A 26932-nucleotide genomic window follows, 5' to 3' on the forward strand; every position below is an offset into this window, starting at 1 on the left:
GTTCGGGGTGATTCTTAAACCCGTTACCCTGCTTTTTCCTAAAGTACCTGCCAAAAGGTCACGGAACGGTTTACCCCCGCCCTTTTGGCTTTTCGTATTTGATGTTTCCCAGCAGTGTATCCAGCGCACTGCGTTCGTCTCTGCTCATGCGGGCGCCATTGTAACCCACCTCGTATTCAGCCTTGTCTTCCTGCCCTGTGCGGGTGGCTTGATCGGCGGCGCGGGCCGCCTCGCTGAGCCGCCAGGTGACGCCTTCGTCTGCAACGCCGGTCAGGTCTTCCATCGCTTCGGCTATTTCCGCATCCAGCCCCCGCATCGCGCTTAATTTGGCCAGTTCCTCGGCCACGGTCATCGCGGCCATCTCGGCGTCGCCCGGATTGCGAATGCAGGGTGTAATGGCGACATGGCGCTGTGTGATCAGGTTTTCAAGGGCGTCATAGCCCAGTGCGTCCGATATTTTTTCACGCAACACCGCGTCGCCCTGATGGCCAAAACGCAAAATAAGATCGCGCAGATGTGCATGGGTACGGTCTGCGCAGGTCATCGTTTCAAGTCCGCTTTCGAAATCTTCGATGATCTGCGGACAGGTTAGGAACGCCGCTAAAATCACCGCTTCGCGCAGATGTTCTGTGGTGCGGTCGTCTGCTGCCGTGGCCAGTGCCGATGCCTTGGTCGAGGGCACAGGCGGCTGCGGCGCATTGGATTGCCAGCGGCCCTTGCCGCCTCGTCCTGCGGGGCGTGCCGCGCTACTTTTCGGACGGAACAATTGCCAGCGCAGGTCTTTGATTTCCTGCCCATAATGGCTGCGGATAGAAGGGTCTTTGATCAGTTTGATCTTTTCGCGCAGCGCCTTGTCGAGAGCGGCCTTGCGTTCGGGGCTGTCAAACACCTTGCCGTCTGTTTCGCGCTGCCACAGCAGTTGAACCATCGGCATCGCCTGATCAATCAGCTTTTGCAGCGCCGGTGCGCCCTGCGCCTTGAGCAGATCATCTGGGTCGAGCCCCTCTGGCATCACCGCAAAGCGCAGCGATTGCCCCGCCTCCAGCAGCGGTAGCGCCAGATCAACAAGCCGCATCGCGGCGCGTTGGCCAGCGGTGTCACCGTCCAGTGTGATGATCGGTTCGGGTGCAATCCGCCAAAGCATCTGCAGCTGGCTTTCGGTAATCGCCGTGCCAAGCGGCGCCACGGCAGCCTCAAATCCCGCACCATGCAGGGCGATGACATCCATATACCCTTCGGCCACCAGCAAAGGCATGCCCTTGCCCGCCGCCGTTCTGGCCTCGCGGACGTTGTAGAGGCTGCGACCCTTGTCAAAAAGTTCGGTCTCGGGGGAGTTGAGATATTTGGCGTTGTCGTTGGGGTCCATCGCCCGCCCGCCAAAGGCGATCGCCCGGCCCCGCGCATCGCGGATCGGGAACATGATCCGCCCGCGGAACGTATCGTAGGGTTTGCCGCCTTTGGTCGATGGCTTGGCCAGCCCCGCACCAAGGATCAAATCATCCTCGATACCCTTGCCCTTTAGCGCATCCCAAAGCCCCTGCCATTGATCGGGCGCAAATCCGATTTCCCAGCGTTCCAGCGCATCAGCGTTGAGCCCGCGCCGGTCCAGATAATTGCGTGCCTCTTCGGCGGGACCAGTACGCAATTGCAGCCGGAACCAGCGCACCGCCAATTCCATGACCTCAGCCAGTTGGGTACGTTTGTCGGCTTTTTCCTGCGCTTTGGGGTCTTGTTTTGGCACCGGCATCCCAGCCTCACGGGCAAGGATCTCCACCGCTTCCATAAAGCCGACATTCTCTGTCTCACGGACAAACGAAATGGCGTCGCCTTTGGCGTGACAGCCAAAACAATAGTAGAACCCCTTTCGGTCATCCACATGAAAAGACGCAGATTTTTCCTGATGGAAGGGGCAAGGCGCCCACATGTCGCCCTTGCCCTGATTGGATTTGCGCGGATCCCAAATGACTTTTCGGCCGACCACCTGTGACAGGCTGGATCGGCTGCGCAATTCGTCCAAAAATCCGGGTGGCAGGCTCATACCACTTTATATTGGGTCCGGTGGATCAAAGTCCACAGAGCGGCGCTGCCTTTTGCAAATTAGCAGCGCCTTGCGGCACCAACTAGTTCGCCAAACAGGCCGCCTTCCATTGTGCGCCCAGATCGGTTTTGCGCAGATCGCGCTTTTTCAGCTTGTAAATCTCACCGGTAAACAGCGGGATTGCAGCATTGTAACGTCCCGGCCAGGTGACCTCTCCGGCCAAGACCGCCTCTTGCACTTTGCGTTCCTTCACACGGTCCATACGGGCCTTTTGGATCGCCGACACAATCGCCGCCTGATGACCGCAGTCCTCTTCTTTGGCGGTGTTTGCCGCCACGGCTCCTGCACTCAAGGTGAGCGCCCCGGCCAATGCCAATGCAACATATTTCATCGTTAATGGTCTCCACTTACGTTTACCTGCAGGATTCGCACCCCGCCGATAGGTTAACCGCGCGAGGCGACCGCTGCCATAGCTGCCTTGAGATCGTGAACCAGTGTCCCTGCCATCGACCGGAACACGAGGATCATGAACTTTTCCGGCCCAAGCCGGGTGATGGATGCCGCCATGTGAAACACCTGAGTGCGGATGGAATGGCCGCGCTTGAACTGGCTGTCGCGCAGGTCCGCCGGCACCAGCCGCGCCAAGACATCGTCCGCTGCCGGCCCTTCAAGCAAGGCCACGGACCACGCATCAGAAATGTCCACCACCGCACCATGCTTGTATAGGCTCGCATCCGGTGCAGGCCCCATCAAAAGCGCCTCACCCCGGCCAAACCAGATGCAGCGTGCGCCTTCCTTGCCGGTTGACCGGTTGGGTTTCGGCAAGGCCATGCCATGCGCCTTTTCCAGTGCCGTCGCCATCGCCTTTTCATCACCCAAAGGCGACAGAGAGGTCAGATGTCCGACATCCAACTCCGTCAGCTTGGCCTGACCAATGGTCAGCGGAAGCGTTCCCTCAAACGGTGTTTTTGCTTTGAGTTCAACCACGTACCCGCTCCCCTTCTTGATCGACAAAGACTGTGTTGCACACTTCAACATCCGTTTCCAAACCGCGGACATGATCCACCATGCGGATCACCTCGCCCATGCGGTCCCGGCCCCGTTTGAGGAACCCCATGCCAATGAACGTGCCCACATCCGGTGAGAATCCAACCGAAGAGATATGCCCCTCCAAATTGTTCGCGACCGCATCTGCGCCCTGCGGATAAAGCTGGGCGCCAGCGGTCAGTTTCTTAACCGCGCCAACGGGTTTGAGGCCCACCAGTTGCGGGCGATCTTCATCCACCAGACCGGGCCGCGCCGCCATGGTCTTGCCGATGAAATCTTTCTTTTGTGACATCATCCCTTGCATCCCGATGTCAAAGGCCGTTGCCCGACCTTCAATCTCGGCATGGGTGAGGAAACCCTTTTCGATCCGCAGCACGTTCAGCGCTTCCATTCCGTAAGCGCCGCCACCCATCTGGTTGGCGCGTTCGACCAACAGGTCAAACAGCGCCGCCCCATATCGGGCTGGCACCGCGACCTCATAGGCGTGTTCCCCCGAGAACGAGATGCGGAACAAGCGCCCATCCACGCCGCTGATTTTGGCCGGACCGCAGGCCATGAAGGGCCAGCTTTCATTGTCGATTTCGGTTTCCAAAAGACGGTTCAACAGCTCGCGAGATTTTGGCCCCGCCACTGCAAACTGCGCCCATTGTTCGGTGACAGAGGTGAAGGACACCTGCCATTCCGGGTGCAAACACTGGGTCACAAAATCCAGATGCCGCATCACCAGACCCGCCGCAGCGGTGGTGGTGGTCATGACATAGTGGTTTTCGCCCAGCCGCGCACAGGTGCCGTCGTCCAAGACATAGCCATCTTCGCGCAGCATAAGCCCGTAGCGCACCCGCCCTTCCTTGAGGGTCGAGAACATATTTGTGTAACAAAAATCGAGCAGTGCCGCGGCATCCGGCCCTTGAATGTCGATCTTGCCCAATGTGGACACATCGCAGACCCCAACCGCATTGCGCACATATCCAACCTCGCGATCACACGATTGCCGCCAGTTGGTTTCACCCGATTTCGGGAAATAGCTGGGGCGATACCACAGGCCGGCCTCGATCATCGGCGCGTTCATGCGCAGGCTGGCTTTGTGGCTGGTGGTCATGCGCTGCGGGGCAAATCCCTTGCCCTGCGCCCCTGCCCCCATCGCGGCAATTGCCACTGGCGAATAGGGCGGACGGAATGTGGTGGTGCCGGTTTCAGGAATGCCGCGCCCTGTGGCATCTGCCAAAACCGCCAGCGCCCCAACGTTGGAGTTCTTGCCCTGATCGGTCGCCATCCCTTGGGTGGTGTAACGCTTCATATGCTCGACTGAGCGGAAGTTTTCAGTGGCCGCCTGTTTGACATCCTTGACCGAAACATCGTTCTGGAAATCCAGCCACGCCCGCCCCTTGCCTGCCACAGCCCAAAGTGGGGACAGGGTGTAAGGCGCGTCTTCGGCTTCGGGCAATGCAACATCTGCTGGTTTCTTGCCCAGTGCAGCCAATGCGGTCTTGGCCGCTTCGGCCCCGTCTTGCAAACAGCCATGGGTCGAGAAGGTGCCGTTACAGGCCCCGGCCACAGTCATATCGGGGATCATGCCTTCGGTTGGCACAAACGCCTGAATGTCAGGACGCCAAGTGGGACGCCCGTTCATGTGACAGGTCAAATGCACTGTTGGGTTCCAGCCGCCGGACATCGCCAGACAATCGGTCTGGATGGATTGCTCGCCGCTGGTGGTGCGGATGGTGATGCTTTCCAATTCCTTGCGCCCGCCCGTGTTGCAGACCTCTGCACCCGTATAGACAGGGAAATCCGCGCCTTCGATGGCCGCGTCATGGCGGCTGTCGATCAGGGCCGCAACGCGCACGCCTGCCGCTGACAGATCAAGAGCGGTGCGGTGTGCATCGTCATTGTTGCCAAAGACGGTGACGGATTTGCCGGGGCTGACGCCCCAACGGTTCAGATAAGACCGCACAGCAGAGGCCGTCATGATGCCCGGACGGTCATTGTTGCGGAACGCCACGGGGCGTTCAATTGCACCTGCGGCAAGGATCGCCTGTTTGGTGGAGATCCGCCAGAAGGTCTCCATCGGGGCGCCGCCGCCACGTTTGCCCGTGTGGTGGTTGACCCGTTCCAGCGCGCCATACATGCCGCCATCATAGGCGCCGGTCACCGTGGTGCGGGTCATCAGGCGCACGTTGTCCATCGCGCCGAGTTCTGCCAAAACTTCTGCCGCCCAAGCCGCGCCAGATTGGTGGCCGATCTTGCCGGTTTCAGCATTCAGCCGTCCGCCCATGACCGCGTCTTCATCGGCAAGGATCACATCTGCGCCCGACCGCGCGGCGGTCAATGCCGCCATCAGCCCCGTTGGCCCCGCCCCAATGACAAGCAGGTCGCAATAGGCATAAGCCCGTTCATAATCGTCTTCGTTTGTCGCGCCGCCCAGCGCCCCAAGACCCGCCGCATTGCGGATGATCGGCTCATAGACCGCTTCCCAGAACTTTTTGGGCCACATGAAGGTCTTGTAATAGAAACCCGCGCCCAAAAATGGCGCCGCCAGATCGTTGACCGCCATCACGTCAAAATCCAGCGATGGCCATGCGTTCTGCGACCGCGTGACCAATCCCTCATAGAGTTCTTGGACGGTGGCACGCACGTTGGGATCTTGCTGTGCGCCCTTCCCGACAGTGATCAAGGCGTTTGGCTCTTCGCTGCCCGCGGTCAACGCGCCGCGCGGGCGGTGATATTTGAACGACCGCCCCATCAGCTTGACCTCATTGGCCAGCAGCGCCGAGGCAACTGTATCCCCGGCAAAGCCGCGATAGGACTTGCCATCAAAACTAAAGCTGAGCGGCTTGGACCGGTCGATCAGACCTTTGCCATCAATTCTCATGACATCGCCCCTTTCACATCGCTGGCCAGCTCCACCTTGTGAACCGCGTGGGTGACGGTGTCGCGTGTGACCACAAGCCAAGACCCGCAACCACCCTCATGGTGCCACAGATCGCGGGTTTCCCCCGCCGGGTTTTCCCGCAGATGCACATAGCTGTCCCAGGCCGCCTCGCCTGCGTCTGGCGCAGGGCGATCCAGCGCCACAGCCGCGCCTTGATAGTAAAATTCGCGCCGGTCACGGCTGCCGCAAATCGGACATTCAATTCTCACAACAGGCTCCTTGAGGGGCGCTGTGCCCCTGCTTCATTTGGCCAAAAAAACTCATATTCCATGCTCTCAACCCTCAGTGCAGGTTGTGTTGAGACCCGGTGGCCTCTTCATCCATGATCCCGCGTCCGGTGCGGAACCGGTCAAGACGGAACCGTGCGGCAGGTGCATGGTGATTGCCGGTGCCCATCAGATGCGCAAAGCTAAAGCCGGACCCCGGCACCGCCTTGAACCCGCCGTAACACCAGCCGCAATCAATGAACAAACCCTCGGTGTCGGTCTTGTCGATGATCGGGCTGCCATCGGGGGTCATGTCCATGATCCCGCCCCAGGACCGCAAGACCTTGGCTTTGCCGATCATCGGCATCAGGGTCATGCCCGCCTCCATCACATGTTCCATCATCGGCATGTTGCCGCGCGAGGCATAAGAGGCGTAGAAATCCAGATCGCCGCCAAAGACGAGGCCCCCCTTGTCCGACTGGCTGATGTAGAAGTGACCCATGCCAAAGCTGACCACATGGTCGATCACCGGCTTGATGCCTTCGGTGACAAAGGCCTGCAGGATGTGGCTTTCGATCGGCAGGCGCATACCGGCCATCGCGGCAACCTGACCGGACCTGCCCGCGACAACGATGCCGACCTTCTTGGCCTTGATCGCACCGCGGGTGGTTTGCACGCCGCGCACCTGACCGTTTTCGATATCAATGCCGGTGACTTCGCATTGCTGGATGATATCCACGCCCCGATCACTGGCCCCGCGGGCATAACCCCAAGCCACAGCATCATGGCGGGCGGTGCCGCCGCGCCGGTGCAGCAGACCGCCGTAGATTGGAAAGCGGACATTGTCGAAATCGAGATAGGGCAGATATTTGCGCACGCCTTCGCGGTCCAGCAGTTCAGCGTCGTCGCCCTGCGCAATCATCATATTGCCGCGCCGGGCAAAGGCATCGCGTTGGCCATCAGAGTGGCACAGGTTGATGATCCCGCGCTGCGAATGCATGGCGTTGTAGTTCAGATCCTGCTCCATCCCTTCCCATAGCTTGAGGGAATGGGAATAGAACTCCGAGTTGCCCGGCTGCATATAGTTGGCCCGCACAATCGTGGTGTTGCGGCCCACGTTGCCGCCGCCGATGTAGCCCTTTTCCAGCACCGCGATATTGGTCATGCCGTGGTTCTTCGCCAGATAATAGGCCGTGCTCAGCCCATGCCCTCCGCCACCGATGATGATCGCATCGTATTCCGCCTTGGGTTCGGCATCCCGCCAGTGCGGGGCCCAGCCCTTGTTGCCGGTCAAACCTTCACGCAACACGCGCAAGCCAGAAAACCGCATCAGATACTCCTGTTTCGTGCAGACTGTTCACTCTAGTCAGCTTGTAACAGGACTATCAACGTCCCAGACGGAATTTGCAGCAATTAGCGTCATTGACCGTCCTACCAGCGACCTATCCTTGGTAAAGCTGCGCCGCCGCTTTGCTAAGCGCGTCCATCGCCGCGATATAGGGTCCGGGGCCATGGCTGATCCGTGCGGCACCTGCCGATGCGAGATCCCCAATATCGGTGCTGTCCCCTATGCGCATGATGTTCACAGGCAGGGTTTGGCTATCACTGAGTTCCTTGATCAGGCCCAAGTCCGACAGTCCCGGCACAAAGATCCCGTTCGCCCCGGCATCGGCATAGGCCTTCGCGCGGGTCAGCGCTTCGTCCATCAGGTCTGCATGCGGTGCACTGTTCTTTTGAAAGAACACGTCGCTGCGGGCATTGATAAACAAAGGCACGCCGGCGGTTTCAGCTGCGGCGCGGATTGCGGCAATCTTGCGGGCCTGATCCGCAACGGGGTGCAACCCGTCGCCGCCCACAATCCGATCCTCGAAGTTGAGCCCAATGGCGCCACTGTCCAGCAAACGAGCGGCGTTTTGCCCGACTTCATTTGCATCAGTGGCATAGCCGCCTTCAAAATCCACACTGACCGGCAGATCAACGGCCCGCACGATCTGACCGGCGGTTTGCAGTAGCAGATCCAACGGCAAGGCCTGCCCGTCCGCATAGCCCTGCGCGGCCGCAACGGACCAACTGCCTGTTGCGATGGCCGGTGCTCCGCCTTCCGCAACGGCCTTCGCCGATCCTGCGTCCCATGCATTGTACAGAACCAAAGGCGTGCCTTTGACGTGCAGCTTTGCAAATTCTGTCGCTTTGCCTGTTTGATTTACCATTGGATTGTCCTTTTCTGAGGGGTGTCTGCACCAAATTGGCGTTCCAGATCGATCAGCGCCTGTTTGCGCCACAGCCCGCCGCCATATCCGGTGAGCGCCCCATCCGCCCCCAGTATCCGGTGGCAAGGGATGGCGATGGCAATCGGATTTGCCCCATTGGCGCGGGCCACGGCGCGGGTGGCATCAGGGCGGCCCATGGCGCGGGCCAGATCGGAATAACTACTGGTCTGGCCTGCGGGGATCTCGCGCAGTGCTTGCCAAACCTGTTGCGAAAACGGCGTGCCCAGCGGGGCAAGCGGCGTTTCAAAGCGGGCGCAGCGCAGGTCAAAGAACGCCTCCAGCTCTGTTTCGATCTGGTCGGTGGGGGCAAAACGGCCAAACCCAAGGCTGCCCTTGGACATGGTGTAAAGTTTCTTAAGCTCACCCGGCAAAGCGCGGCGTTCTGCAAATTCGAGCAGGTGCAGCGCATGGGCATCGCTGACCGCGATCATCACGCCCAGCTTGGTGTCGATCCAATCAGCCCGCAACAGCGCATCCTTGGCAAAACGTCCGGGCGGCATCCCCATCCAGCGGGCAAAGGCACTGCGGAACGCGGCGGGGCTGTCATATCCGGCCTCAAGCTGTGCATCAATCACGCGAGCGCCGCCGGGCAGGCCCGCAGCACCGGTGCGCAGCCGTGTGAGCCGCGCGAGTTCCAGAAAGGTCATACCAAAGTGCCGTTTGAAACTGCGCCGCACGGTCGACGGGTCAAGGCCCAGCGCCTGCACCTCCGCCTCGCCCCAGCGGCGGGCGGGATCGGCTTGCAAGGCCTGCATCAGTTGCACGATCATCGGATCAGCCTCTGCCGCCGTGCCGGTGGGATGGCAGCGTTTGCAGGGCCTGAACCCGGCCTCGACACAGGCGGCAACTGTTTCAAAGAAACGGCAGTTCTCGCGTTTGGGTTTGCGGGCCGGACAGGTCAATCTGCAAAAGACGCCCGTCGAGGTGACCCCGACATAGGCGCGGCCATCAAAATCCGCGTCGCGGTTTATCAACGCTGCATAAAGCGCGTTTTCATCAGGCAGATCAAACATCATAGCCGCACCTTACGCGCAGGTTTGAAGGCTGTCCGCCTCTGATCGGGCAGCTATTCCAGAAAATGCGATCCGTTGGGAAAATGGTTTGAGGTGGCAGGGCGCCATTGCACGCCCTGCCCCGGTCTTTACAGGGTCACAGCCCTTTGGCGCGATAGCTGGCGGCAACCTTGTCAATCGAGACCAGATAGGCCGCCGTGCGCAGATCATCGACATCATCACGCCCGTGCCAAACCGCCGCCATGGAATCATAAGCCGTCGACATGGTGTCATCGAGACCAGAACGCACCAATTCCAACTCACCCGCACCGCGCAGGTATTGTTCTTTGAAATTTGGGCTCAGTTGCCAGCCAATGCCGCTGTCCGAGGACAAGCGTTCCAATTCGTCCACAACCAACTGGTGACGCGCCTCTTCCTGGCGCCGTTGCATCCGGCCAAAGCGGATGTGGCTAAGGTTTTTGACCCATTCGAAATAGGACACCGTCACACCGCCAGCGTTTGCGTACATATCGGGAATGATCACTGTGCCTTTCTTGCGCAGAATATCATCAGCGCCCGCAGTCACAGGGCCATTGGCCGCCTCGATGATCAGCGGCGCCTGAACCCGCTCGGCATTGCTGAGGTTGATCACACCTTCCAGCGCGGCGGGGATCAGGATATCGCATTCCCCCTCAAGCAGTTTGGCACCGTCGGCCTCGCAATTGGCGCTGGGATAGCCGGTGATGGTGCCATGTTTGGCAATCCACTGATAAACGGCATCGACATCAAGACCACTTTCGTCGTGCAACGCGCCGTCCCGTTCGATGATGCCCACAACCTTGCAGCCATCCTCCTGAGACAGGAATTTCGCCGCATGGTAGCCCACGTTGCCCAGACCCTGCACGATGACCCGTTTGCCATCCAGCTTGCCCTCTAGGCCGGCTTTCTTTTTGCCCTGCTCGTCGCGGAAGAAAGCCCGCAGCGCGTATTGCACTCCGCGGCCCGTTGCCTCTGTCCGGCCTTGAATGCCGCCTGCGTTGGTCGGCTTGCCGGTGACGCAGGCAACGCCGTTGATGTCCGTGGTGTTCATGCGTTTGTATTGGTCCGCAATCCACGCCATCTCACGCTCTCCGGTGCCCATATCGGGGGCGGGGACGTTTTGCGCCGGATTGATCATATCGCGTTTGATCAGCTCATAGGCAAAACGGCGGGTGATCAGCTCAAGCTCGTGGTCGTCATATTCGCGCGGATCAATGCACAAACCACCCTTGGAGCCGCCAAAGGGCGCCTCGACCAAAGCGCATTTGTAGGTCATCAGCGCCGCAAGCGCCTCCACCTCGTTTTGATTCACAGCCATGGAATAGCGGATACCGCCCTTGACCGGTTCCATATGTTCCGAATGCACCGAACGGTAGCCGGTGAAGGTCTGGATCTTGCCGCGCAGGCGGACCCCGAAACGCACGGTATAGGTTGCGTTACACACCCTGATTTTCTCTTCCAGCCCCGGCGGCAGGTCCATCAGTGCGACAGCACGATTGAACATCATGTCAACGCTGTCACGAAAGCTCGGCTCGTTGGAAGGGTTCATTGGGGGCTCCTGTATTATTCCAGTGATGCAACCTATGCAGGACGACTCAGTTGGCCTTCCCCTGCGTCACCACCCTAACCGCCAGAATTGCAAGGTGCGACAATATTCATAGTTAATGCTCAATTTGTAGGCATAAGCGGTGATTCGCCGGATTCTGGGGCTTTTGTTCCTGGCTCGGAAACAGAATGCTCCAAGCACCTGTATTGACGCTAAAATGTCGGCGAAATGGGCCCGGATTGACATTCAATGGCCCTATTTAAGACACGTTTCGGGATCACAACCTTCTTAAGGCATAGTGCGTAATCCGCGCTGCGGGCTGGTGACAGTCCAACCATGAAAAGGTGACGGTATGAAACCAGATATGAACCAAGAAATGATCGATGCGATCATGAAGCAGCCGCGGAAATTCGCCCGCGAGGAAGACGGGACAATCACCATCTTCGCGATGTTCATGGTCTTGATGATGGTGATGATCGGCGGCATTGGCGCAGACATGATGCGCCACGAGATGGAACGCACGCGCATTCAAGCTGTCTCTGACCGGGCGGTGCTGGCCGCGGCCGACCTTGATCAGACCCTGGATCCCGAAGCCGTTGTGCGCGACTATTTCGATAAGTCGGGCATGGCTGGTTACGTGTCAAACGTCGATGTGGACGAAGGGCTGAATTACCGCACAGTGACTGTTGATGCGTCGATGACCATGAACACACAGTTTATGGACACGATGGGCGTCGAAGAGTTGAGCGTGCCCGCCCGTTCAAGAGCGCAGGAAAAGGTCAACAAAGTCGAAATCTCCCTGGTGCTCGATATCTCCGGGTCGATGAAAAACAACAGCAAGATGGAAAACCTTCAAGATGCCGCATCAGTGTTTATCGACACTGTTCTGACGCCGGGGAACCGTGATCTGATCTCCATCTCCATGATCCCCTATTCGGAACATGTGAATGTGGGTCAAAAGATTATGGATCAATTGAACGTCAATCAGGTCCACAACTTCTCCCATTGCCTCGAAATGCCGGACACAGAGTACAGCCACGCGTCCTTGAACCAAGGCCAGACCTACGACCAGATGCAGCATTTCCAGTGGAACTATTACTCCAACGAATCCGGCAGCACCCGCAACACACGTTACGACACGGTCTGCCCGCGTAACTGGTACGAAGAGATTGTGCCGTTCAGCCAGGATGCCAATGATCTAAAAAACCGGATTGATCGGTTCAAACCACGTGCGGGTACGTCAATTTTCCTTGGTATGAAATGGGCCGTTTCGATGTTGGACAATTCCTTCACGACCCTTACCGGCCAATTGTCCAACGCAGGTCATGTTGATGCAGTGTTTGCTAACCGCCCGGCAACTTACGGTGATCACGAAACTCTGAAAACCATCATTCTAATGACCGATGGCCAGAACGACCGAAGCTACCGGATTTCAGATCGTTATTACAACTCCGACAGCGAATATGCGCATTGGAACCGCTATAATCTGCAATACTATCTGTACAACTCCGTTAGCTCCTCGCGCCGCTCGCGTTACTACTGGCGCCGGTATACTGCGTCGCTTGGCGACAGCCTGCTGGACAACATCTGCGACGCCGCGAAGGTCCATAAGATGGTGATTTGGTCCATTGGTTTTGAGGTCTCCGATCACGGTGCATCCGTGATGCAGAACTGCGCCTCTTCGCCCAGCCACTTCTTCCGGGTAGAAGGTGTGGAAATCAGCGAGGCATTCTCGGCCATTGCACGCCAGATTAACCAGCTGAGGTTGACACAATGAAGACCATCTTGAAAAACCAGTTGCGGCGTTTTCGCCGCGACGAGGACGGCTCTGCGCTGGTCATCGAATTTTGTATCTTCATCCCGATCCTCTTTGGGGCATTCCTGATGTCGGTTGAGATGGGCCTTTATTCGATGCGGCAGATGTATCTCGATCGCGGTCTCGACATCGCGGTGCGTTATGTGCGCCTGAACACCAATGTCGCCATGACCCATGACCAGATCAAGACGATTATCTGTGACAACGCCGGGTTCCTTGAGGATTGCGACTCGTCGCTGCGCCTTGAGATGACGCCAGTTGATCCGCGCAATTTTGCGACCTTTGATCAGCAGGCCGATTGCGTAGACACAGCACAACCGGTTCAACCGGTGCGCGGGTTCACGTTGGGCCAACAACACGAACTGATGATGATGCGGGCCTGCGTGCGCTTTGATCCGGTCTATCCGACCAGCGGACTAGGCTATGCGTTCGAGAAAGACGGGTCAGGCAAGGCTAGAATGCTCTCATCCTCCACATTTGTTCAGGAGCCGGGTTAATGCTTTATCAACGCTTCAAAGTCACTTTGAAATCCATTGCCCGTGCAGACTTCATGCGCCGGGAGGATGGTGTGATTGCCCTCGAGGCAATGATCATTCTGCCCGCTATGTTCTGGGCATTCCTGACCATGTTCTCGATCTTTCATTCGTTTCGGACCCATGGGTTGACCCAACGTGCGGCCTATTCCCTGGGCGATGCCATTTCCCGTGAGACAGTTCCGATTGATGGGGCATATCTGACCGGGCTGCACCAGTTGTTTGAATACCTCAGCAACAGTCAGGGGGATTCTTCGATCCGCGTGACCTCGATCCTCTATGATCAGTCCGAGGATCGCTTTTATCGGGATTGGTCGCAAACGCGCGGCGGCGGCATTCTACCGCTGAGCAGTTCGGATGTCGAAAACTGGCATGATGTTTTGCCCGTTTTGCCCGACCGCGAACGCGTCATTGTGGTTGAGACATTTACGACCTACGAGGCCCCCTTCAAAACAGGGCTGGAAGAGCGCGAGATCCGCAACTTTGTGTTTACACGGCCCCGTTATGCGCCGCGCGTGTGCTGGGAAAATTGTCCGGCTGGCACCTAAATTTCTGGCATATCCGCGTCGCGGGTGGCCATCATCGCCGAGATGATCTCTGACATAAATTTGGTCTGACTGCCGGGGGTCATCCCGCCGATGCCGATCCGGCGGCCAAAACGCCACCACAGGCCCGGCCGCCAGTTGCGCGTGCTGCCGCTGCCAACCTTCAGCAAAAAACCGTTTGAGGGTTTGAACGCGAAAAATCCGCGATCCATTCCGACGATATCCGCAACCTCTGCGATGACGGTGCCGTCTGCATCCCGCAGCACCAGCGGTGTCAGTTCAACCGCGCTGGCCGTGGCGCGCCACATCGCCTGCGCCATCCAAAGCGCCGCTGCGCCGATGCCGACAAGAAACAATTGCCATTCCCAACCGGGCGAACGCACCATCGCAATATAGATCAGCAACACGCCCAAGATCCCGAGCGAGACAACGCCCAAAAACCGCCGCCCAGAAGACGCCTGCACTGTGGCCAGCACTTCGTCGTTGTCCTTGAATTTCATCGCCAGCTCCAAATCCTACGGCATGTGCCTATCGCGCCGGTTCTAAGAGAGCAAGCCACGGGAACCGCAGGCAAGGCCCTAGTCGCGCGGCGGCTTACGCCATTTGCGCTTGGGCTTTTTCAACTCCCGCTCAAGCCGGTCTGCGTAGGACTGCCGTTCTGCCTCTGACATGGCGCTGATCCGGTCCAGCCAAGCGCTGTGTGCCGCTGTCTGCATTCCATAAGCGGCAGCGCCCTGCGCCTTGAGGATATCCCGCACGGCGTCAACCTCGAAGGGGTCTGCCCTGAGGACGGCCAACATGTTGTCATACTGCGCCCGCCGCTCGGCTCGGGAGGGCCGCGCCGCGCCGTTGTCTTTCTTCAGATTTGCGTGCAGGTCGCGCCGGTCCTTGCGCGGAAGGGCGCGTACATAGGGGGTGCCATAGCTGCGCAGCTCGGGGGCGCGATGCCGGTCCAGACCGGGACCGCCCGCATTGCGATAGACCGCACCGCCGATGGCACCGACAAACAGCAGGTTCACTGCCAAAGACAGACCCAGCGCCCAGCGCATTTTGCGGCTGGCCTTGGGTGTAGGTGTCTGATGTGCCATAGAACTATCCCTCTTCGATGTCCCAGCCAAAGCCGGTCAGATCGCTGTCGTCAATGTCTGTGCTGGATTGCAAGTTCAACAGTTGTCCCGCCAGGTCCGGCAGGTTTGCGGGCGGTGCAACCCCGATCCAGAACCCGACACAGGTGGCAAAAACCAGCCCGCCAACACCCGGCCCGCCGCCCAAGGCCCGCAGCCACGAGAAAACGCCGCCCTGCGCGGGCTGTGCCGGTTGCATCTGCCCCGCATCGGCAAGGATACTGGCCATCAAGGCGTCCGGCACGGCCGGCGGGGCAGATCGTGCCGCCGCAAACAATGTCTCGATCTCTGTGTCCGATGTGTTCTTGTCAGATCGTGTCATCTTCAAACCCCAATGCGTCCTTTTGCCCCTCAAGGGCCGTTTTCAGCGCCCGTTTCCCCCGCGCCGTCAAACTTTCTACGGCTTCCACGCCGATATCGAGAATGGCAGCGATCTGCGCATTACCAAGCCCATCAATATGGCGCAGCACCACCGCCTGTCTCTGCCGGTCCGGCAAAGTATTAAGCGCGGCTTGCAAGGCATCCAGCCGTGTTGCCTGCTGCATCCCCTGCATGGCCGAAGGTGCCGGATCGGCCGGTTCGGCGATGTCTTCAAGCGCGACACTGCCGCGTTTGCGCAGCCGGTCGATGCACAGATTGGCCACGACGCGGTACAGCCAAGTGCTGACCTTTGCCTCGCCTGCCCGCCACTCCGGCGCGATGCGCCAAAGCCGCATCATCGCGTCTTGCGTGACATCCTCGGCCTCCGCCTGATCGCCCAACACGCGCAGTGCATGGGCAAACATGCGCGGGGTCACCTGCGCCGCCAGCAAACGGGCAGCGGCAGGATCGCCCGCCGCGTATCGCGCCAGAAGCTCGGCTTCGGTATCCGGTTCGGTATTGCCCGCGTGCATATTCATGATTGCTAGGGTGTGGGGGCGGTCATGACAAGCGCCCCCTGCCCGATCTTAGTCAGAGCTGTAGCTGCCATGGCGTTTCTTGCCATGTTTGCGCATTTCGGCAAATTCATCGGCGCTCAACGTGCCATTGCCGTCTTTGTCCAGCTTCTTGATCATTTTCGCCGGGTCGCGTTTTGCGGTCATTTCCTCAAGCGCCAGCTTGCCATCGTCATTGGCGTCCAGCCGCGACATCATGCGTTTGCCGCGCTTGCCCTGGCGGCCTTCGGCGGCGGCTTCAAGTTCAGATGCATCCAGCGATCCGTTGCCGTCCTTGTCAAACTTCTTGAGCATCTTTTCGGCATGTTTGCCGCCATGCGCCTTGCGAGAGGCCAGCATTTCATCCGCAGTCAAAAAGCCATCACCGTTGCTGTCGGCTGCGGCAAAGCGGGCGGCGGCATGGGCGCGCATTTCGGCCTCGGTCACCTGACCGTTGCTGTCGCTGTCAATCTCGGCGAACTTGGATGCATTGCCATCGCCCTTGGCGACGGCAGCTTGACCTCCGATGGCAATCAATGCGGCCAAAGACACGATGTGAAGGGTTGCTCGAACAGTCATATGTGATCTCCTTGGTTTGTTTTTTTCCGCCCCCTTTTGAGGTGCGATACAGGTCAAACGGGCCCAAATCGGTTTTCCGTCGGACAATTTTGAAAAAAATCGTTGAGGAGAATTTGCGACATCCCGCCGCAAGCGATATTTGCCCTCTTTCTTTTTGCCCCCGTTCCCCCCATCTAGATCGGACCAAAGGATGCTGACATGACCCAGACTGTGATCGCCGAAGCCGATATGCAAACCTATGCCACCGACGCCGAGGGCGGACGTGCGCGCGGCGCGGCGATGCTGCGCGGTTGGCGGCGCAAATGCCCCAATTGCGGGTCAGGACCACTGCTCAAGAGCTATCTAAAGGTCAACGACAATTGCACCGTCTGTCATCAGGAATTTCACCATCACCGCGCCGATGACGGCCCGGCCTATCTGACGATTTTGATCGTCGGGCATCTGATGGCGCCGCTGCTGCATATCGTGTTTGTGCAATGGCGTCCCGAGCCGCTGACGCTGTTCACGATTTTTGCGGTTGGATGTGTCGGCCTGTCGCTTTACCTTCTGCCCAGACTGAAGGGGGCCATGATCGGCTTTCAATGGGCCAAAGAGATGGGCGGCTTCGGAAGCGGCACCTGATCTGTCCCTTCGGTCCGAGGCAGGACGGGGAACCATAGATGACCATCGACAAGAGCCAGATCCGCAATGCGGCCACCGTGATCGTGTTGCGCGATCGCCATGACGATCCCAAGATCCTGATGGGACAACGCGGCGCCAAAGCGGCGTTCATGCCCAACAAATTCGTGTTTCCGGGCGGCGCGGTTGACGCAGAAGATGCCCAGATCCCGCTCGCCGCCCCCCTGCCCGACACCTGCGCTGCGCGTCTGCGCGAAGATGCAGATCCGGCGCTGGCTCATGCGGTTGCCGTAGCCGCGGTGCGCGAGCTGTGGGAAGAAACCGGCCTGATCCTTGGCCGCCCCGGTACATGGGACATCGAGCCGCCCGCCGATTGGGCCAGCTTTGCCGCCACCGGGCATTTGCCACATGCAGCGCCCTTGCAGTTCGTGTTTCGCGCCCTGACCCCGCCGGGCCGTCCACGCCGATTTGATGCGCGGTTTTTCTTGGTGGACGCAGAAGACATTGCCAGTGATCTGGATGATTTTGACGCCGCCTGTGATGAGCTGTCGCATCTGCAATGGGTCGCGTTGAGCGAAGCCCGTTCCTTTGACATGCCGTTTATCACCGAGGTTGTGCTGGCCGAGGTTCAGGCCCGCGCCCGCGACCTTGCGCCCCCCGCATCGGTGCCGTTTTTCAAGAACAACGACGAAGAAAGCCTGTTTTTGCGCCTGCGCGGCCACCCGATGACGGATTGATCCAAAAAGGAACGCCCAATGCCAGAGATCGCCCATACCGCTTCCGATATGATCTCGGGCATGTCTCCCGAATTGCGGCCGGGCAGCTTTGTGTTTGCCAGTGTTGACGAACAGGTTGGCGCAGGTCTGATAGCGCAGGCCGTTTCGATGTTTCGCGAGGATGAGGGGCTGTCCCTGCTCTTGCCTGCCAAGGTCGCGGAAACGGCGGGCCTGCCCGTAGATCAACCTATGCGCTGCATCACTTTGAACGTCTATTCATCGCTGGAAGGGGTTGGCCTGACGGCGGCGGTGGCCACTGCCTTGGCCGAAAATGGCATCGCCTGCAATATGGTCGCCGCGTTCCATCATGATCATGCTTTTGTTCCCGATGCGCTCAGCGAGAAAGCCATGCAGGTGTTGAAGGAACTGCAGGCGTCCGGCTGACACTTCGGTTTAGATCACCAAAACCAGCATCAAGATAGATGCCATCAGGATCGCCATGCCTGCCCATTCGCGTGGGGTGATTTTCTCTTGGAAAAACAAAGTAGAGGCCGCGACGGACAGGATCAGTTCCGCCTGTCCCACCGCTTTGACATAGGCCGCGTTTTGCAAGGTAAAGGCGATGAACCAGCACAGTGAGCCGCCCATAGAGGTCAACCCGATCCAGATCGCGACCTTACGCGCCGACCAAACTGCTGTGATCTCTCCGGGTTCGCGCAGGCGCAGCCAGATCACCATGATCAGCGTTTGCATTGTCACCACCGCCGCCAATGTCACCGCCGCTCGCAGGATCGGATCGGCCTCAACCACGGTCAAGGACGCGCCCCGATAACTGACCGCAGAAATCGAAAACAGAATGCCCGAGGCCAGTCCAAGCCCCGCTGCACGGTTGCGCAGATCGCCCAGCTGCCAGCCCTTGGCCTCTGGTCCGCCAGACAGCAACAGCAGCCCAACAATGCCCAGTGCGATCGCGGCAAAACCAAGGGTCGAAACCCCCTCGCCCAGCAGGATCCATCCCATCAGAACCGTCTGAATGACTTCGGTTTTCTTAAAGGTGATGCCCACGGCAAAGTTGCGCTGTTTGAACAGCATCACCACACAGACGGTTGCCAGAATCTGCGCAGTGGCCCCCGCCAGACCGTAAATCCAGAAGCCCGCACCGATCTGCGGCATCGGCTTGCCAGAGATCAACAAATAGGCTGCCAGCAGCGCCAGAATGAAGGGGATCGAATAAAGAAACCGCGAAAAGGTTGCGCCGCCCGCAGATAATGTCGCCGTCGCCAGATGCTTTTGCAGCATGAACCGCACAGTTTGAAAGGCGGCCGCAGCCAATGAAACGATGATCCAGAGATCAGGAAACGGGATGTTCATCCCTTCCTATAGGCTCATTCGGCCTTCGGCTTCCAGAGCGGATGCGCCACCGGATCTTTGCTGCGCAGCAGGAACTTGCGGAAAATCTCGCCGTAGGAGGCGAAAACATAGCCATGATTGCGGCGCAAAAACCGTTCCTTCTGTGCGCGGTACAGACCCGGCAGGCGATACCATGCAACAGTGGGGTGCATGTGATGCACCACATGCAAGTTATTGTTCAAAAACAACAATGCCAGCGGGCCACGATCCTCAATCACCACCGACCGGCCAGAGGCGCGTTCATGGGCCTGATGTTCCAGAAAGGTGCGAATTTTCAGGATCGACAGCGCAGCATAGCAGGCCAGCAGATAGGCCCAGAGCGGCAGCGCCGAAAGGCTCACCAGCCAGAGCGTCAGAACGACACCGGGCAGATGCAAAATCCAATGCATCGCCACATCCAATTGACCGCGGCAGATCAGTTTGATGTCCGATTTGACAAAACACAGGGTGCCAAACGCCGGACCAATCAGCATTCGCCCCAGCAAGGTGTTGTTGAAGTTCAAGATGTGCCGCTGCCAACCTGACATCTGTGCCCAGATCGCCGGATCAAGGTAGTTGGTTTCAGGATCATCGTAGGGATCGGTCAGCCGCGCATCATGGTGGTGCGCAAGGTGCAGCGCTTTGAACCGCAGATAAGGTACAAACAGTCCCGGCTGAAACAGACCGAGAAAAGTGCAAGCCCAGTCAGCACGAAACGGATGCCCGTGCAGGATTTCATGGCTCAACGAGGAATGCTGCGCCAATGCAGGGATCAGCAGGACCAAGGCCAGTGGCCACCATCCGGCAGGTAGCGCAAGCGCGACAATCCAGAGCGCCGCACAGATCGCCAAAAGGCATATCGTGGGCCATTCGAAAGACAGGTTTTGGGTATTGGGGACCGGGCCAACGTCGATCTGTTCAGGAAGAATTGTTGCCTGAACCTGTTCCGCCTGCATAAAACCCCGTTTCATATTTGAATTGTAACGGTTTCGTGATGACTCAAACTCTTTGCGCTGCCCATTCAGATAATGATTAACAAAGCGGACATATCGTGACAAAAGTAAACATATGATTAAAAATGACAGCAAACTTGACCGCGCCGCCCAGTTTCGCACCCGCCTGACGCAGGCAATCAAGGATGCAAACATCTCACAAAGTGCGCTTGCGCGGGCCATCGGCACCGATCGATCCACCCTGTCTCAAGCCTTGACCGATAGCGGTGCAAGGATGCCGGGGGCGCATGTGGTCGCCGCCTGTGCGCAGGTTCTGGGGGTGTCGTCCGATTGGCTTTTGGGGCTGTCTGACCGGCCCGAAACCGCGGCGGATCTGGTGTCAAACAGCTTTGAAGTGTCCCAAGCGCCCCGCGCCTTGGTGGACGAGCAGATCTTCAGCTGGCATCAGGAGGCAGCGGGTTACAAAATCCGCCATGTACCCGCGACGTTGCCGGATATGCTCAAGACCCAGGACATGCTGGAGTGGGAATACGGGCCGCATCTGGGCCGGACCACACAGCAGGCGATCAACGCCTCGCGCGACCGGTTGGATTGGATGCGCGGTGCAGGCTCGGAATACGAGATCGCGATGCCCCTGTCCGAGATCGAGTGTTTTGTGCGCGGCGTTGGTTATTATGCCGGATTGCCCGCCCTCTTACGGCTGGCCCAAACCGATCAGTTGATCGCGCTGTCGCGGCAATTGTACCCCCGTCTGCGCATCTATCAATTTGACGCCCGCCAGATGTACAGCGCCCCTGTCACGGTGTTTGGGCCGCTTTTGGCGGTGTTTTATACGGGCGGCCACTACATGGCCTTTCGCGACCGCCAACGGATCGACACCATGAGTGCGGATTTTGACAATCTTGTCCGTGAAGCCAGCACCACCGCCCGCGAATTCCCCGATTTCCTGACCGAGATGCGGGCGCTGATCCGTTAAAGTTTCGGGTCGGGATTTTCCGTGTGGCCATCCACCGCGATCACCTGCCCTGACACCATCCGCGCCTGATCGGACCCAAGAAACACCGCCATGTCGGCGATATCCTGCGCCGTCACAAAGCTGCGCATCGACGTGCCAGCGGCGTAGCCCTCATAGACCTGATCACGGGTCATGCCCTTGGTATCCGCTTCGCGCTCCAACACCCCTTCCATGCGCGGCCCTTCGACGGCACCGGGACAAATTGCATTGGCCCGAATGCCAAAGGGGCCCAGCTCCATCGCGAGGGTTTTCATCAGGCCAATCACCGCCCATTTGGCCGCCGCATAGGGCGCACGGTTGGGGTATCCGTAGATCCCCGCCGTTGAAGATGTGAGGATCATCGCGCCGGATTGTGCCCGTTTCATCAAGGGCGCCGCGTGTTTGGCGGCCAGAAAAGCCCCTTCCAGATTGACACTGACACAGGCCTGCCAGTCGGCCAAAGCCACATCCTCAACCAATGCTGTCGGTCCGGCAATTCCGGCATTGGCGCACAGCACATCGAGATGATCCATCTGGTCAAACACATCCCGCACGGCCGTTTCATCTGCAGCATTGGCGTGGTGGCAACGCCAGTGATCGGGGCATTGATCCAAGGCGCCCGCATCAACATCCGTCACCCAAACCTCAAACCCCGCGGCGTCAAACCCATCGGCCATGGCGCGGCCAATACCAGCTGCCCCCGCAGTGATCAGCGCCCGCTTCACCGTGGGGCTCCGATCGCACGGCCCAGACCATCCGGCGCCGGCAGCTGTGCATGCCCTTGGGCAAAGCGCACAAGATTGGCCTCGATCTGCGGCGATGGCGGTGACGGTTTGCGGGTCTCCAGATCCACATGCAGCAGGAAATGTTCCCCGGTCGCCAACAACCGATCCCCTTCGCGCATTTCATGGAACAGGTGCATCTTTTTCCCCTCGCCCAAAACCACATGGGTGGTGATCGTGATCACCGCCCCGGCATGGACCTCATCGAGATGGCGAATATGGGTTTCGGCCGTGAAATAGCTGCCTCCCGAAGAGATATAGGCCGCATCACAGCCAATGAGTTCCATGAACCGGTCCGTGGCATCGGCAAAGGCATGCAGATAGCGCGATTCCGTCATGTGACCGTTGTAATCGGTCCAATCCAGCGGCACCGTGCGCCGCGCCGTTGGCACAGGTTGGTCCGCAGGCAGATCAGCAGCACTTGCCCCCATCTCGGAGCCTTGGCGCATCAGAACTTCCTGTTGGTTGAGCAGCGCCCCTGCCCCCCAATCTTGCGCCTTGAGACCGCGCATCATGGTCACCAGATTGTTGTCGCGCACCCGCTCCAGCTCGCGGATCGACAGATGCCCGGATTGGGCATCCGACTGCCCTGCAATCAGATCAACCAGTTCGTCGGTGAACTCAGGCACATCCATCAGCTTGGTCCATGGCCAACTGAGGCACGGACCAAACTGCGCCATGAAATGTTTCATGCCCGCTTCGCCGCCCGCGACGCGGTAGGTTTCAAACAGGCCCATCTGCGCCCAACGGATGCCAAAACCATAGCGGATCGCATTGTCGATCTCTTCGGTGGTGGCGATGCCGTCTTTGACCAGCCACAGCGCCTCGCGCCAGACCGCCTCAAGAAACCTGTCCGCGACATGGGCGTCGATCTCTTTTTTGAGGTGCAGCGCATACATGCCGATGCCGGACAGCAGAGTCTTGGCCTGCTCAATCAAAGCCGGATCGCCCGCATCCCCCGGTACCAGTTCCACCAGCGGCAGCAGGTACACCGGGTTAAACGGATGGGCGACCATGATCTGACCGGGGCGGGCCGCGCCCTGTTGCAACTGCGACGGCTTGAAGCCCGATGTGGACGATCCGATCACCGCATCCGCCGCGCAATGGGCCTGCACCTCGGCAAAGGTTTTGTGTTTTATTTCAAGGCGCTCCGGTACGCTTTCTTGAATCCAATCCGCGCCGGTCACGGCATCGGCAATTGAGGCGCAAAACCGGACTTCACCCTCATCTGGCAAAGCCACATCCGTCAATCCGGGCAAGGACCGGCGGGCGTTGGCCATAACCTCACCGATCTTGCGTTCGGCTTCTGGATCGGGGTCAAACACCTGCACGGTCCAGCCGTTCAAGGCAAACCGCGCGGCCCAGCCGCCGCCAATCACGCCGCCGCCGATAATTGCTGCTGTCTTGGTCATTTGTTCACTTTCCGAAGTTGGCTGATGTCCCAGCCGTTGAAATCCAATATCTGAGTTGCCGCTTTGATCCGGTCAGGCGAGGATGCCGCGCTGCGGTCAAGGATCGCGGCCCAGCGGCCATCGGCATCGCCAACTGCGGCTGTTCGGAACCCTTCGTCCACCCACATCACCACCACTGTTTGCTTTGGCGCATCGGACCGCAAAATGCCGGGGGCTGTGACGGTGAACAGTGTTTGATCCGCCCCGGTCTGCCGCAGTATTTTCCCGCTTGCACCAAGGTCATAGCGTACCTGCGCCGCACAATTCCCAAGGCAGCGCAGCACATGCCAATCCCCTGCAAAACGCGCCGCATCAAACCGGCTGGTGCCGCCAATGGGCGCGGTCGGATTGCGCAAGCCGATGCTGATCTCCGGCAAGGGCGCTGCTGCGCATCCGGCCAAGATCAGCACAAAAGCCAGCGCCCTTTTCACTTGGGTGCCCGTTTGGTCAGGCCCAGTTTTTCGCGCACTTCTGCCGGGCCAATGACCCGCGCGCCCATGTTTTCGATGATGGTTTGCGCGCGTTCCACCAGTTGATAATTCTCGGCCAAAACACCTTTTTCCAGCCAGAGATTGTCCTCAAGGCCCACCCGCACATTGCCGCCCGCAAGCACCGCCGCCGCGACATAGGCCATCTGATTGCGCCCCAGACCAAAGGCAGAAAAGGTCCAGTCGTCTGGCACGTTGTTGACCATCGCCATAAAGGTATTGAGATCATCCGGCGCGCCCCAAGGCACGCCCATGCACAGCTGTACCAAGGCCGGGCTGTCCAGCACGCCATCGGTAACCAATTGTTTCGCATACCAAAGATGGCCAGTGTCAAAGGCCTCAATCTCGGGCTTTACGCCCAGATCGGTCATCATCCGGCCCATGGCCGTCAACATGCCGGGCGTGTTGGTCATCACATAATCGGCCTCGGCAAAGTTCATGGTGCCGCAATCCAGCGTGCAGATTTCCGGCAGACATTCCGCCACATGTGCGACGCGCTCTGTTGCGCCGATCATGTCCGTGCCTTCACGGGTCGGCAACGGGCTTTCGACATTGCCAAATACGATGTCCCCGCCCATGCCAGCGGTGAGATTGAGCACAACATCGGTGTCGCTGTCGCGGATGCGCTCAGTCACTTCGCGATAAAGCGCCAGATCCCGGCTGGGGGCGCCCGTCTCGGGATCACGCACATGGCAATGCACAATCGCCGCGCCTGCCTTTGCTGCCGCGATGGCGCTGTCGGCAATTTGTTTGGGGGATCGCGGCACATGCGGGCTGCGGTCTTGGGTGCCTCCCGATCCGGTCACGGCACAGGTGATAAACACGTCTTTGTTCATATTGAGCGGCATTGTCAGGCTCCCTTGATCTGAATTCCCGTAAGTATGAGACAGGTTGATCTGGCTGGCTTTGCACAATACGAAGGTGAGTTAATGAAATCCGGCAAAATCACACATACCACTCTTTTGGTTCTCGACGATTGCAACACCCTGACTTTTGCAGCGGCGGTTGATCCGTTAAGGGCGGCCAACCGGCAGGCGGGGCGCATCCTTTTTGATTGGCAATTTGCCACCCCCGGCGCGGCCCCCGTGACCCTGACCAGTGGTGTGACGATCCCCGCCGCGCCCTTGCAGAAGGTCACGCGCACCGATCTTCTGATCATCGTCGCAGGTTTTGATCTTGAGGCACAATCGACCCCCGCCCTTACCGCAAGTTTGCGCCGATTGGATGGCCAAGGCAGCGTGATTGCCGGCATTGATGGTGGACCATGGGTGATGGCGATGGCTGGCCTTTTGGATCAACATCGCGCCACAACCCATTGGGAAGATTTGGAAAGATTTACCGAGCGTTTCCCGCTGATTGATGTGGTCAACAGCCGGTTCGAGATCAGTGGCAGCCGTCTGACCTGCGCTGGCGCGGCGCCCGCGATTGAGATGATGCTGGATCTGATCGGCAGACAACATGGGTCAACGCTGGCGCAAAGGATCGCCGGAACGTTCATTTACGACCCCGCACCGCCAAGGCCACAAAGCCGCGGCATCGATCCGCGCCACAATGCAGTGACCGCGAAAGCCCAACAATTGATGGAGGCCGCGCTTGATGATCCACTGCCCGTCGCGCAATTGGCCAAGCGCTTGGGACTGAGCCAGCGGGCGCTGCAATTGCAGTTTCAAAACCGGCTTGGGCGCAGCCCGCAAGCGCATTACCTGCACCTGCGCTTGTCCGAGGCAGAGCGATTGGTGCGCCAGACCCATCTCAGCTTGCAAAACGTTGCCTTGGCGACCGGCTTTGCCTCGCAGGCCAGCTTTGCCCGTGCCTTTCGAGGGCAGTTTGCGATGTCGGCCACCCAGATGCGGCAGGGGCAAAGCCGCGAAAGCTCAGCCTAGCAACTGTATTTGTCCGGTTAGTAGGGGAAAGGATGTGATCTATGCGCGTCGTCAATGGCCCTGATCACCTGATCGGGAAGGTCCAGATCCCCGGCCCCGATAGCAAGCTCAAGCTGGTCCATATTTGTCGCGCCAAAGATGACCGACCCCATGAAAGGCCGCTGCCTGCACCACGCCAGCGCCATCTGCACCGGGTCAAGGCCGTAAGCCTGCGCCAAGGACAGATAGGCATCCACCGCGTCAAAGGCGCGTTCTGTTTTGCGCCCGCCCAGTTCCGCATTCAGTGACATGCGTGATCCGTCCGGCACGGCGCCGCCTTGATATTTGCCAGTCAGAAGCCCCGCCGCGAGGGGAGAAAACGCCAACATATCAATTTCTTCGTTGATGCATGTCTCTGATACATCTGTATCGGCCATCCGGCAGAGCAGCGAATATTCGTTCTGCACCGATACCGGTCGCGGTCCGCCAACCCGCTCTGCCACACTGGCCCATTGGGTCAGGCCCCACGCGCTTTCGTTGCTGAGGCCAAAGGCACGGATCGTGCCGCGTTTGACCTCCTTTTGCAGCGCGCCAAGCGTGTCTTCCATATGGGCAATCGTTTCCGCCCGGTTTTGTCCCGAAGGATCAAAGCTCCAGTTTTTGCGAAACATATAGCTGCCGCGGTTGGGCCAATGGAACTGATAGAGGTCGATGTAGTCGGTCTTGAGGCGGCGCAACGACCCTTCAATCGCGTCGGGAATGGTTTTTGACGAAATGGGCGCGCCGTCACGGGCATGGGTCATCCCTTCGCCCGAATGTTTGGTGGCCAGCACCATATCGCTGCGGCGGCTGTCGCGTTCGAACCACAGGCCGATGATGCGTTCGGTTCGGCCGATGGTTTCCGCATTCACCGGATTGACCGGATACATTTCCGCCGTATCGACAAAGTTGATGTCCGCGTCCAGCGCCCGGTCGATCTGTTCATGCGCCTCTTCCGCCGTGTTTTGGGTGCCCCATGTCATGGACCCCAAACACAAATCAGACACCTCGATATCGCTTTGGCCGAGTTTGTTCCGCTTCATTCCGCCTCTCCTTTTGGCG

The 26932-nt window shown here is 59.0% G+C and carries 29 protein-coding genes; 8 read left to right on the forward strand and 21 right to left on the reverse strand.

What is annotated here, in order from left to right:
- Nucleotides 1-70: 70 nt before the first annotated feature.
- The 9 genes from dnaG to C8N31_RS16525 all read right to left on the reverse strand — a co-directional run bounded on the left by dnaG (nucleotide 71) and on the right by C8N31_RS16525 (nucleotide 11070).
- A complete protein-coding gene (gene dnaG / locus C8N31_RS16485) occupies nucleotides 71-2038 on the reverse strand; it encodes a DNA primase (protein WP_025046762.1) in 1968 nt (655 codons plus the stop codon).
- 82 nt (nucleotides 2039-2120) lie between these two features.
- Nucleotides 2121-2429 (reverse strand): hypothetical protein, encoded by a 309-nt coding sequence (locus tag C8N31_RS16490; RefSeq protein WP_025046761.1) that lies wholly within the window; start codon nucleotides 2427-2429, stop codon nucleotides 2121-2123.
- Between the two features lie 53 nt (nucleotides 2430-2482).
- Nucleotides 2483-3025: a sarcosine oxidase subunit gamma gene (locus C8N31_RS16495; RefSeq protein WP_025046760.1), complete on the reverse strand. Its 543-nt coding sequence runs from the start codon at nucleotides 3023-3025 to the stop codon at nucleotides 2483-2485.
- Entirely contained in the window at nucleotides 3018-5954 is a 2937-nt protein-coding gene (locus C8N31_RS16500; protein ID WP_025046759.1) for a sarcosine oxidase subunit alpha family protein, read from the reverse strand. The genes C8N31_RS16495 and C8N31_RS16500 overlap by 8 nt, the downstream gene beginning before the upstream one ends.
- A complete protein-coding gene (locus C8N31_RS16505; protein WP_025046758.1) occupies nucleotides 5951-6223 on the reverse strand; it encodes a sarcosine oxidase subunit delta in 273 nt (90 codons plus the stop codon). Before C8N31_RS16505 ends, C8N31_RS16500 begins: the two co-directional genes overlap by 4 nt.
- A gap of 73 nt (nucleotides 6224-6296) precedes the next feature.
- Nucleotides 6297-7550, reverse strand: a complete 1254-nt coding sequence (locus C8N31_RS16510) for a sarcosine oxidase subunit beta family protein (protein WP_025046757.1) — start codon at nucleotides 7548-7550, stop codon at nucleotides 6297-6299.
- Nucleotides 7551-7662: 112 nt separating this feature from the next.
- Complete coding sequence (locus C8N31_RS16515; protein ID WP_025046756.1) at nucleotides 7663-8430, reverse strand: isocitrate lyase/PEP mutase family protein; 768 nt, start codon at nucleotides 8428-8430, stop codon at nucleotides 7663-7665.
- A complete protein-coding gene (locus C8N31_RS16520) occupies nucleotides 8424-9506 on the reverse strand; it encodes a bifunctional transcriptional activator/DNA repair enzyme AdaA (protein ID WP_025046755.1) in 1083 nt (360 codons plus the stop codon). The genes C8N31_RS16515 and C8N31_RS16520 overlap by 7 nt, the downstream gene beginning before the upstream one ends.
- A 133-nt stretch (nucleotides 9507-9639) precedes the next feature.
- Nucleotides 9640-11070, reverse strand: a complete 1431-nt coding sequence (locus C8N31_RS16525; RefSeq protein WP_025046754.1) for a Glu/Leu/Phe/Val family dehydrogenase — start codon at nucleotides 11068-11070, stop codon at nucleotides 9640-9642.
- Between the two features lie 349 nt (nucleotides 11071-11419).
- Between C8N31_RS16525 and C8N31_RS16530 the strand changes: the two genes are divergently transcribed.
- Genes C8N31_RS16530 through C8N31_RS16540 form a run of 3 tightly spaced genes read left to right on the forward strand, consistent with a single transcriptional unit; the run spans nucleotide 11420 to nucleotide 13964 of the window.
- Nucleotides 11420-12844 (forward strand): Tad domain-containing protein, encoded by a 1425-nt coding sequence (locus C8N31_RS16530; RefSeq protein ID WP_025046753.1) that lies wholly within the window; start codon nucleotides 11420-11422, stop codon nucleotides 12842-12844.
- A complete protein-coding gene (locus C8N31_RS16535; RefSeq protein WP_025046752.1) occupies nucleotides 12841-13380 on the forward strand; it encodes a TadE/TadG family type IV pilus assembly protein in 540 nt (179 codons plus the stop codon). Before C8N31_RS16530 ends, C8N31_RS16535 begins: the two co-directional genes overlap by 4 nt.
- Nucleotides 13380-13964 carry a TadE/TadG family type IV pilus assembly protein gene (locus C8N31_RS16540; RefSeq protein ID WP_025046751.1) on the forward strand — a complete coding sequence of 195 codons (585 nt, stop codon included), beginning with the start codon at nucleotides 13380-13382 and terminating at the stop codon, nucleotides 13962-13964. Before C8N31_RS16535 ends, C8N31_RS16540 begins: the two co-directional genes overlap by 1 nt.
- Here the strand turns inward: C8N31_RS16540 and C8N31_RS16545 are convergent.
- The 5 genes from C8N31_RS16545 to C8N31_RS16565 form a co-directional block, all read right to left on the reverse strand.
- Nucleotides 13961-14461 (reverse strand): hypothetical protein, encoded by a 501-nt coding sequence (locus C8N31_RS16545; RefSeq protein WP_037909482.1) that lies wholly within the window; start codon nucleotides 14459-14461, stop codon nucleotides 13961-13963. The two genes, C8N31_RS16540 and C8N31_RS16545, sit on opposite strands and share 4 nt — an antisense overlap.
- A 78-nt stretch (nucleotides 14462-14539) precedes the next feature.
- Nucleotides 14540-15049: a periplasmic heavy metal sensor gene (locus C8N31_RS16550; RefSeq protein WP_025046749.1), complete on the reverse strand. Its 510-nt coding sequence runs from the start codon at nucleotides 15047-15049 to the stop codon at nucleotides 14540-14542.
- A 4-nt stretch (nucleotides 15050-15053) separates the two neighbouring features.
- Nucleotides 15054-15407, reverse strand: coding sequence for a hypothetical protein (locus C8N31_RS16555; protein ID WP_025046748.1), 354 nt, complete (start codon nucleotides 15405-15407; stop codon nucleotides 15054-15056).
- Nucleotides 15394-15984 carry an RNA polymerase sigma factor gene (locus tag C8N31_RS16560; RefSeq protein WP_025046747.1) on the reverse strand — a complete coding sequence of 197 codons (591 nt, stop codon included), beginning with the start codon at nucleotides 15982-15984 and terminating at the stop codon, nucleotides 15394-15396. The genes C8N31_RS16555 and C8N31_RS16560 overlap by 14 nt, the downstream gene beginning before the upstream one ends.
- 48 nt (nucleotides 15985-16032) lie before the next feature.
- Nucleotides 16033-16578 carry an EF-hand domain-containing protein gene (locus tag C8N31_RS16565; protein WP_025046746.1) on the reverse strand — a complete coding sequence of 182 codons (546 nt, stop codon included), beginning with the start codon at nucleotides 16576-16578 and terminating at the stop codon, nucleotides 16033-16035.
- A gap of 228 nt (nucleotides 16579-16806) precedes the next feature.
- On the opposite strand from C8N31_RS16565, the gene C8N31_RS16570 reads away from it, so the two are divergent.
- From C8N31_RS16570 to C8N31_RS16580, 3 genes are read left to right on the forward strand one after another with little or no spacing between them, the layout of a single operon-like run.
- Nucleotides 16807-17199, forward strand: coding sequence for a DUF983 domain-containing protein (locus C8N31_RS16570; protein ID WP_152543028.1), 393 nt, complete (start codon nucleotides 16807-16809; stop codon nucleotides 17197-17199).
- 38 nt (nucleotides 17200-17237) lie between these two features.
- Nucleotides 17238-17933: an NUDIX hydrolase gene (locus C8N31_RS16575; protein ID WP_025046744.1), complete on the forward strand. Its 696-nt coding sequence runs from the start codon at nucleotides 17238-17240 to the stop codon at nucleotides 17931-17933.
- A gap of 18 nt (nucleotides 17934-17951) precedes the next feature.
- Nucleotides 17952-18356, forward strand: coding sequence for an ACT domain-containing protein (locus tag C8N31_RS16580; RefSeq protein WP_025046743.1), 405 nt, complete (start codon nucleotides 17952-17954; stop codon nucleotides 18354-18356).
- Between the two features lie 9 nt (nucleotides 18357-18365).
- Here the strand turns inward: C8N31_RS16580 and C8N31_RS16585 are convergent, their stop codons facing one another.
- Together C8N31_RS16585 and C8N31_RS16590 are read right to left on the reverse strand one after the other, a co-directional pair.
- Complete coding sequence (locus C8N31_RS16585) at nucleotides 18366-19283, reverse strand: DMT family transporter (RefSeq protein ID WP_025046742.1); 918 nt, start codon at nucleotides 19281-19283, stop codon at nucleotides 18366-18368.
- A gap of 14 nt (nucleotides 19284-19297) precedes the next feature.
- Nucleotides 19298-20272 (reverse strand): fatty acid desaturase, encoded by a 975-nt coding sequence (locus C8N31_RS16590; protein WP_025046741.1) that lies wholly within the window; start codon nucleotides 20270-20272, stop codon nucleotides 19298-19300.
- A gap of 97 nt (nucleotides 20273-20369) precedes the next feature.
- Between C8N31_RS16590 and C8N31_RS16595 the strand changes: the two genes are divergently transcribed.
- Entirely contained in the window at nucleotides 20370-21230 is an 861-nt protein-coding gene (locus tag C8N31_RS16595) for a helix-turn-helix domain-containing protein (protein WP_025046740.1), read from the forward strand.
- Here the strand turns inward: C8N31_RS16595 and C8N31_RS16600 are convergent.
- The 4 genes from C8N31_RS16600 to bcoG are packed head-to-tail and all read right to left on the reverse strand — an operon-like array spanning nucleotide 21227 to nucleotide 24817.
- A complete protein-coding gene (locus C8N31_RS16600) occupies nucleotides 21227-21973 on the reverse strand; it encodes an SDR family oxidoreductase (protein ID WP_025046739.1) in 747 nt (248 codons plus the stop codon). The genes C8N31_RS16595 and C8N31_RS16600 overlap by 4 nt on opposite strands.
- On the reverse strand, nucleotides 21970-23442 hold the full coding sequence (locus tag C8N31_RS16605) for a carnitine 3-dehydrogenase (protein WP_025046738.1): 1473 nt from the start codon (nucleotides 23440-23442) through the stop codon (nucleotides 21970-21972). The genes C8N31_RS16600 and C8N31_RS16605 overlap by 4 nt, the downstream gene beginning before the upstream one ends.
- Nucleotides 23439-23912 carry a lipocalin/fatty acid-binding family protein gene (locus C8N31_RS16610; protein WP_025046737.1) on the reverse strand — a complete coding sequence of 158 codons (474 nt, stop codon included), beginning with the start codon at nucleotides 23910-23912 and terminating at the stop codon, nucleotides 23439-23441. The genes C8N31_RS16605 and C8N31_RS16610 overlap by 4 nt, the downstream gene beginning before the upstream one ends.
- Nucleotides 23909-24817: a 3-dehydrocarnitine:acetyl-CoA trimethylamine transferase BcoG gene (gene bcoG / locus C8N31_RS16615; RefSeq protein WP_025046736.1), complete on the reverse strand. Its 909-nt coding sequence runs from the start codon at nucleotides 24815-24817 to the stop codon at nucleotides 23909-23911. The genes C8N31_RS16610 and bcoG overlap by 4 nt, the downstream gene beginning before the upstream one ends.
- A 33-nt stretch (nucleotides 24818-24850) precedes the next feature.
- Here bcoG and C8N31_RS16620 point away from each other — a divergent pair, with 33 nt between their 5' ends.
- A complete protein-coding gene (locus C8N31_RS16620) occupies nucleotides 24851-25852 on the forward strand; it encodes a GlxA family transcriptional regulator (RefSeq protein ID WP_025046735.1) in 1002 nt (333 codons plus the stop codon).
- A 17-nt stretch (nucleotides 25853-25869) separates the two neighbouring features.
- Here C8N31_RS16620 and C8N31_RS16625 read toward each other — a convergent pair whose 3' ends face one another.
- Nucleotides 25870-26913: an aldo/keto reductase gene (locus C8N31_RS16625; RefSeq protein ID WP_025046734.1), complete on the reverse strand. Its 1044-nt coding sequence runs from the start codon at nucleotides 26911-26913 to the stop codon at nucleotides 25870-25872.
- Between the last annotated feature and the right edge of the window lie 19 nt (nucleotides 26914-26932).

The sequence above is a fragment of the Sulfitobacter mediterraneus genome (assembly GCF_003054325.1).
Taxonomy (GTDB): Bacteria; Pseudomonadota; Alphaproteobacteria; order Rhodobacterales; family Rhodobacteraceae; genus Sulfitobacter; species Sulfitobacter mediterraneus.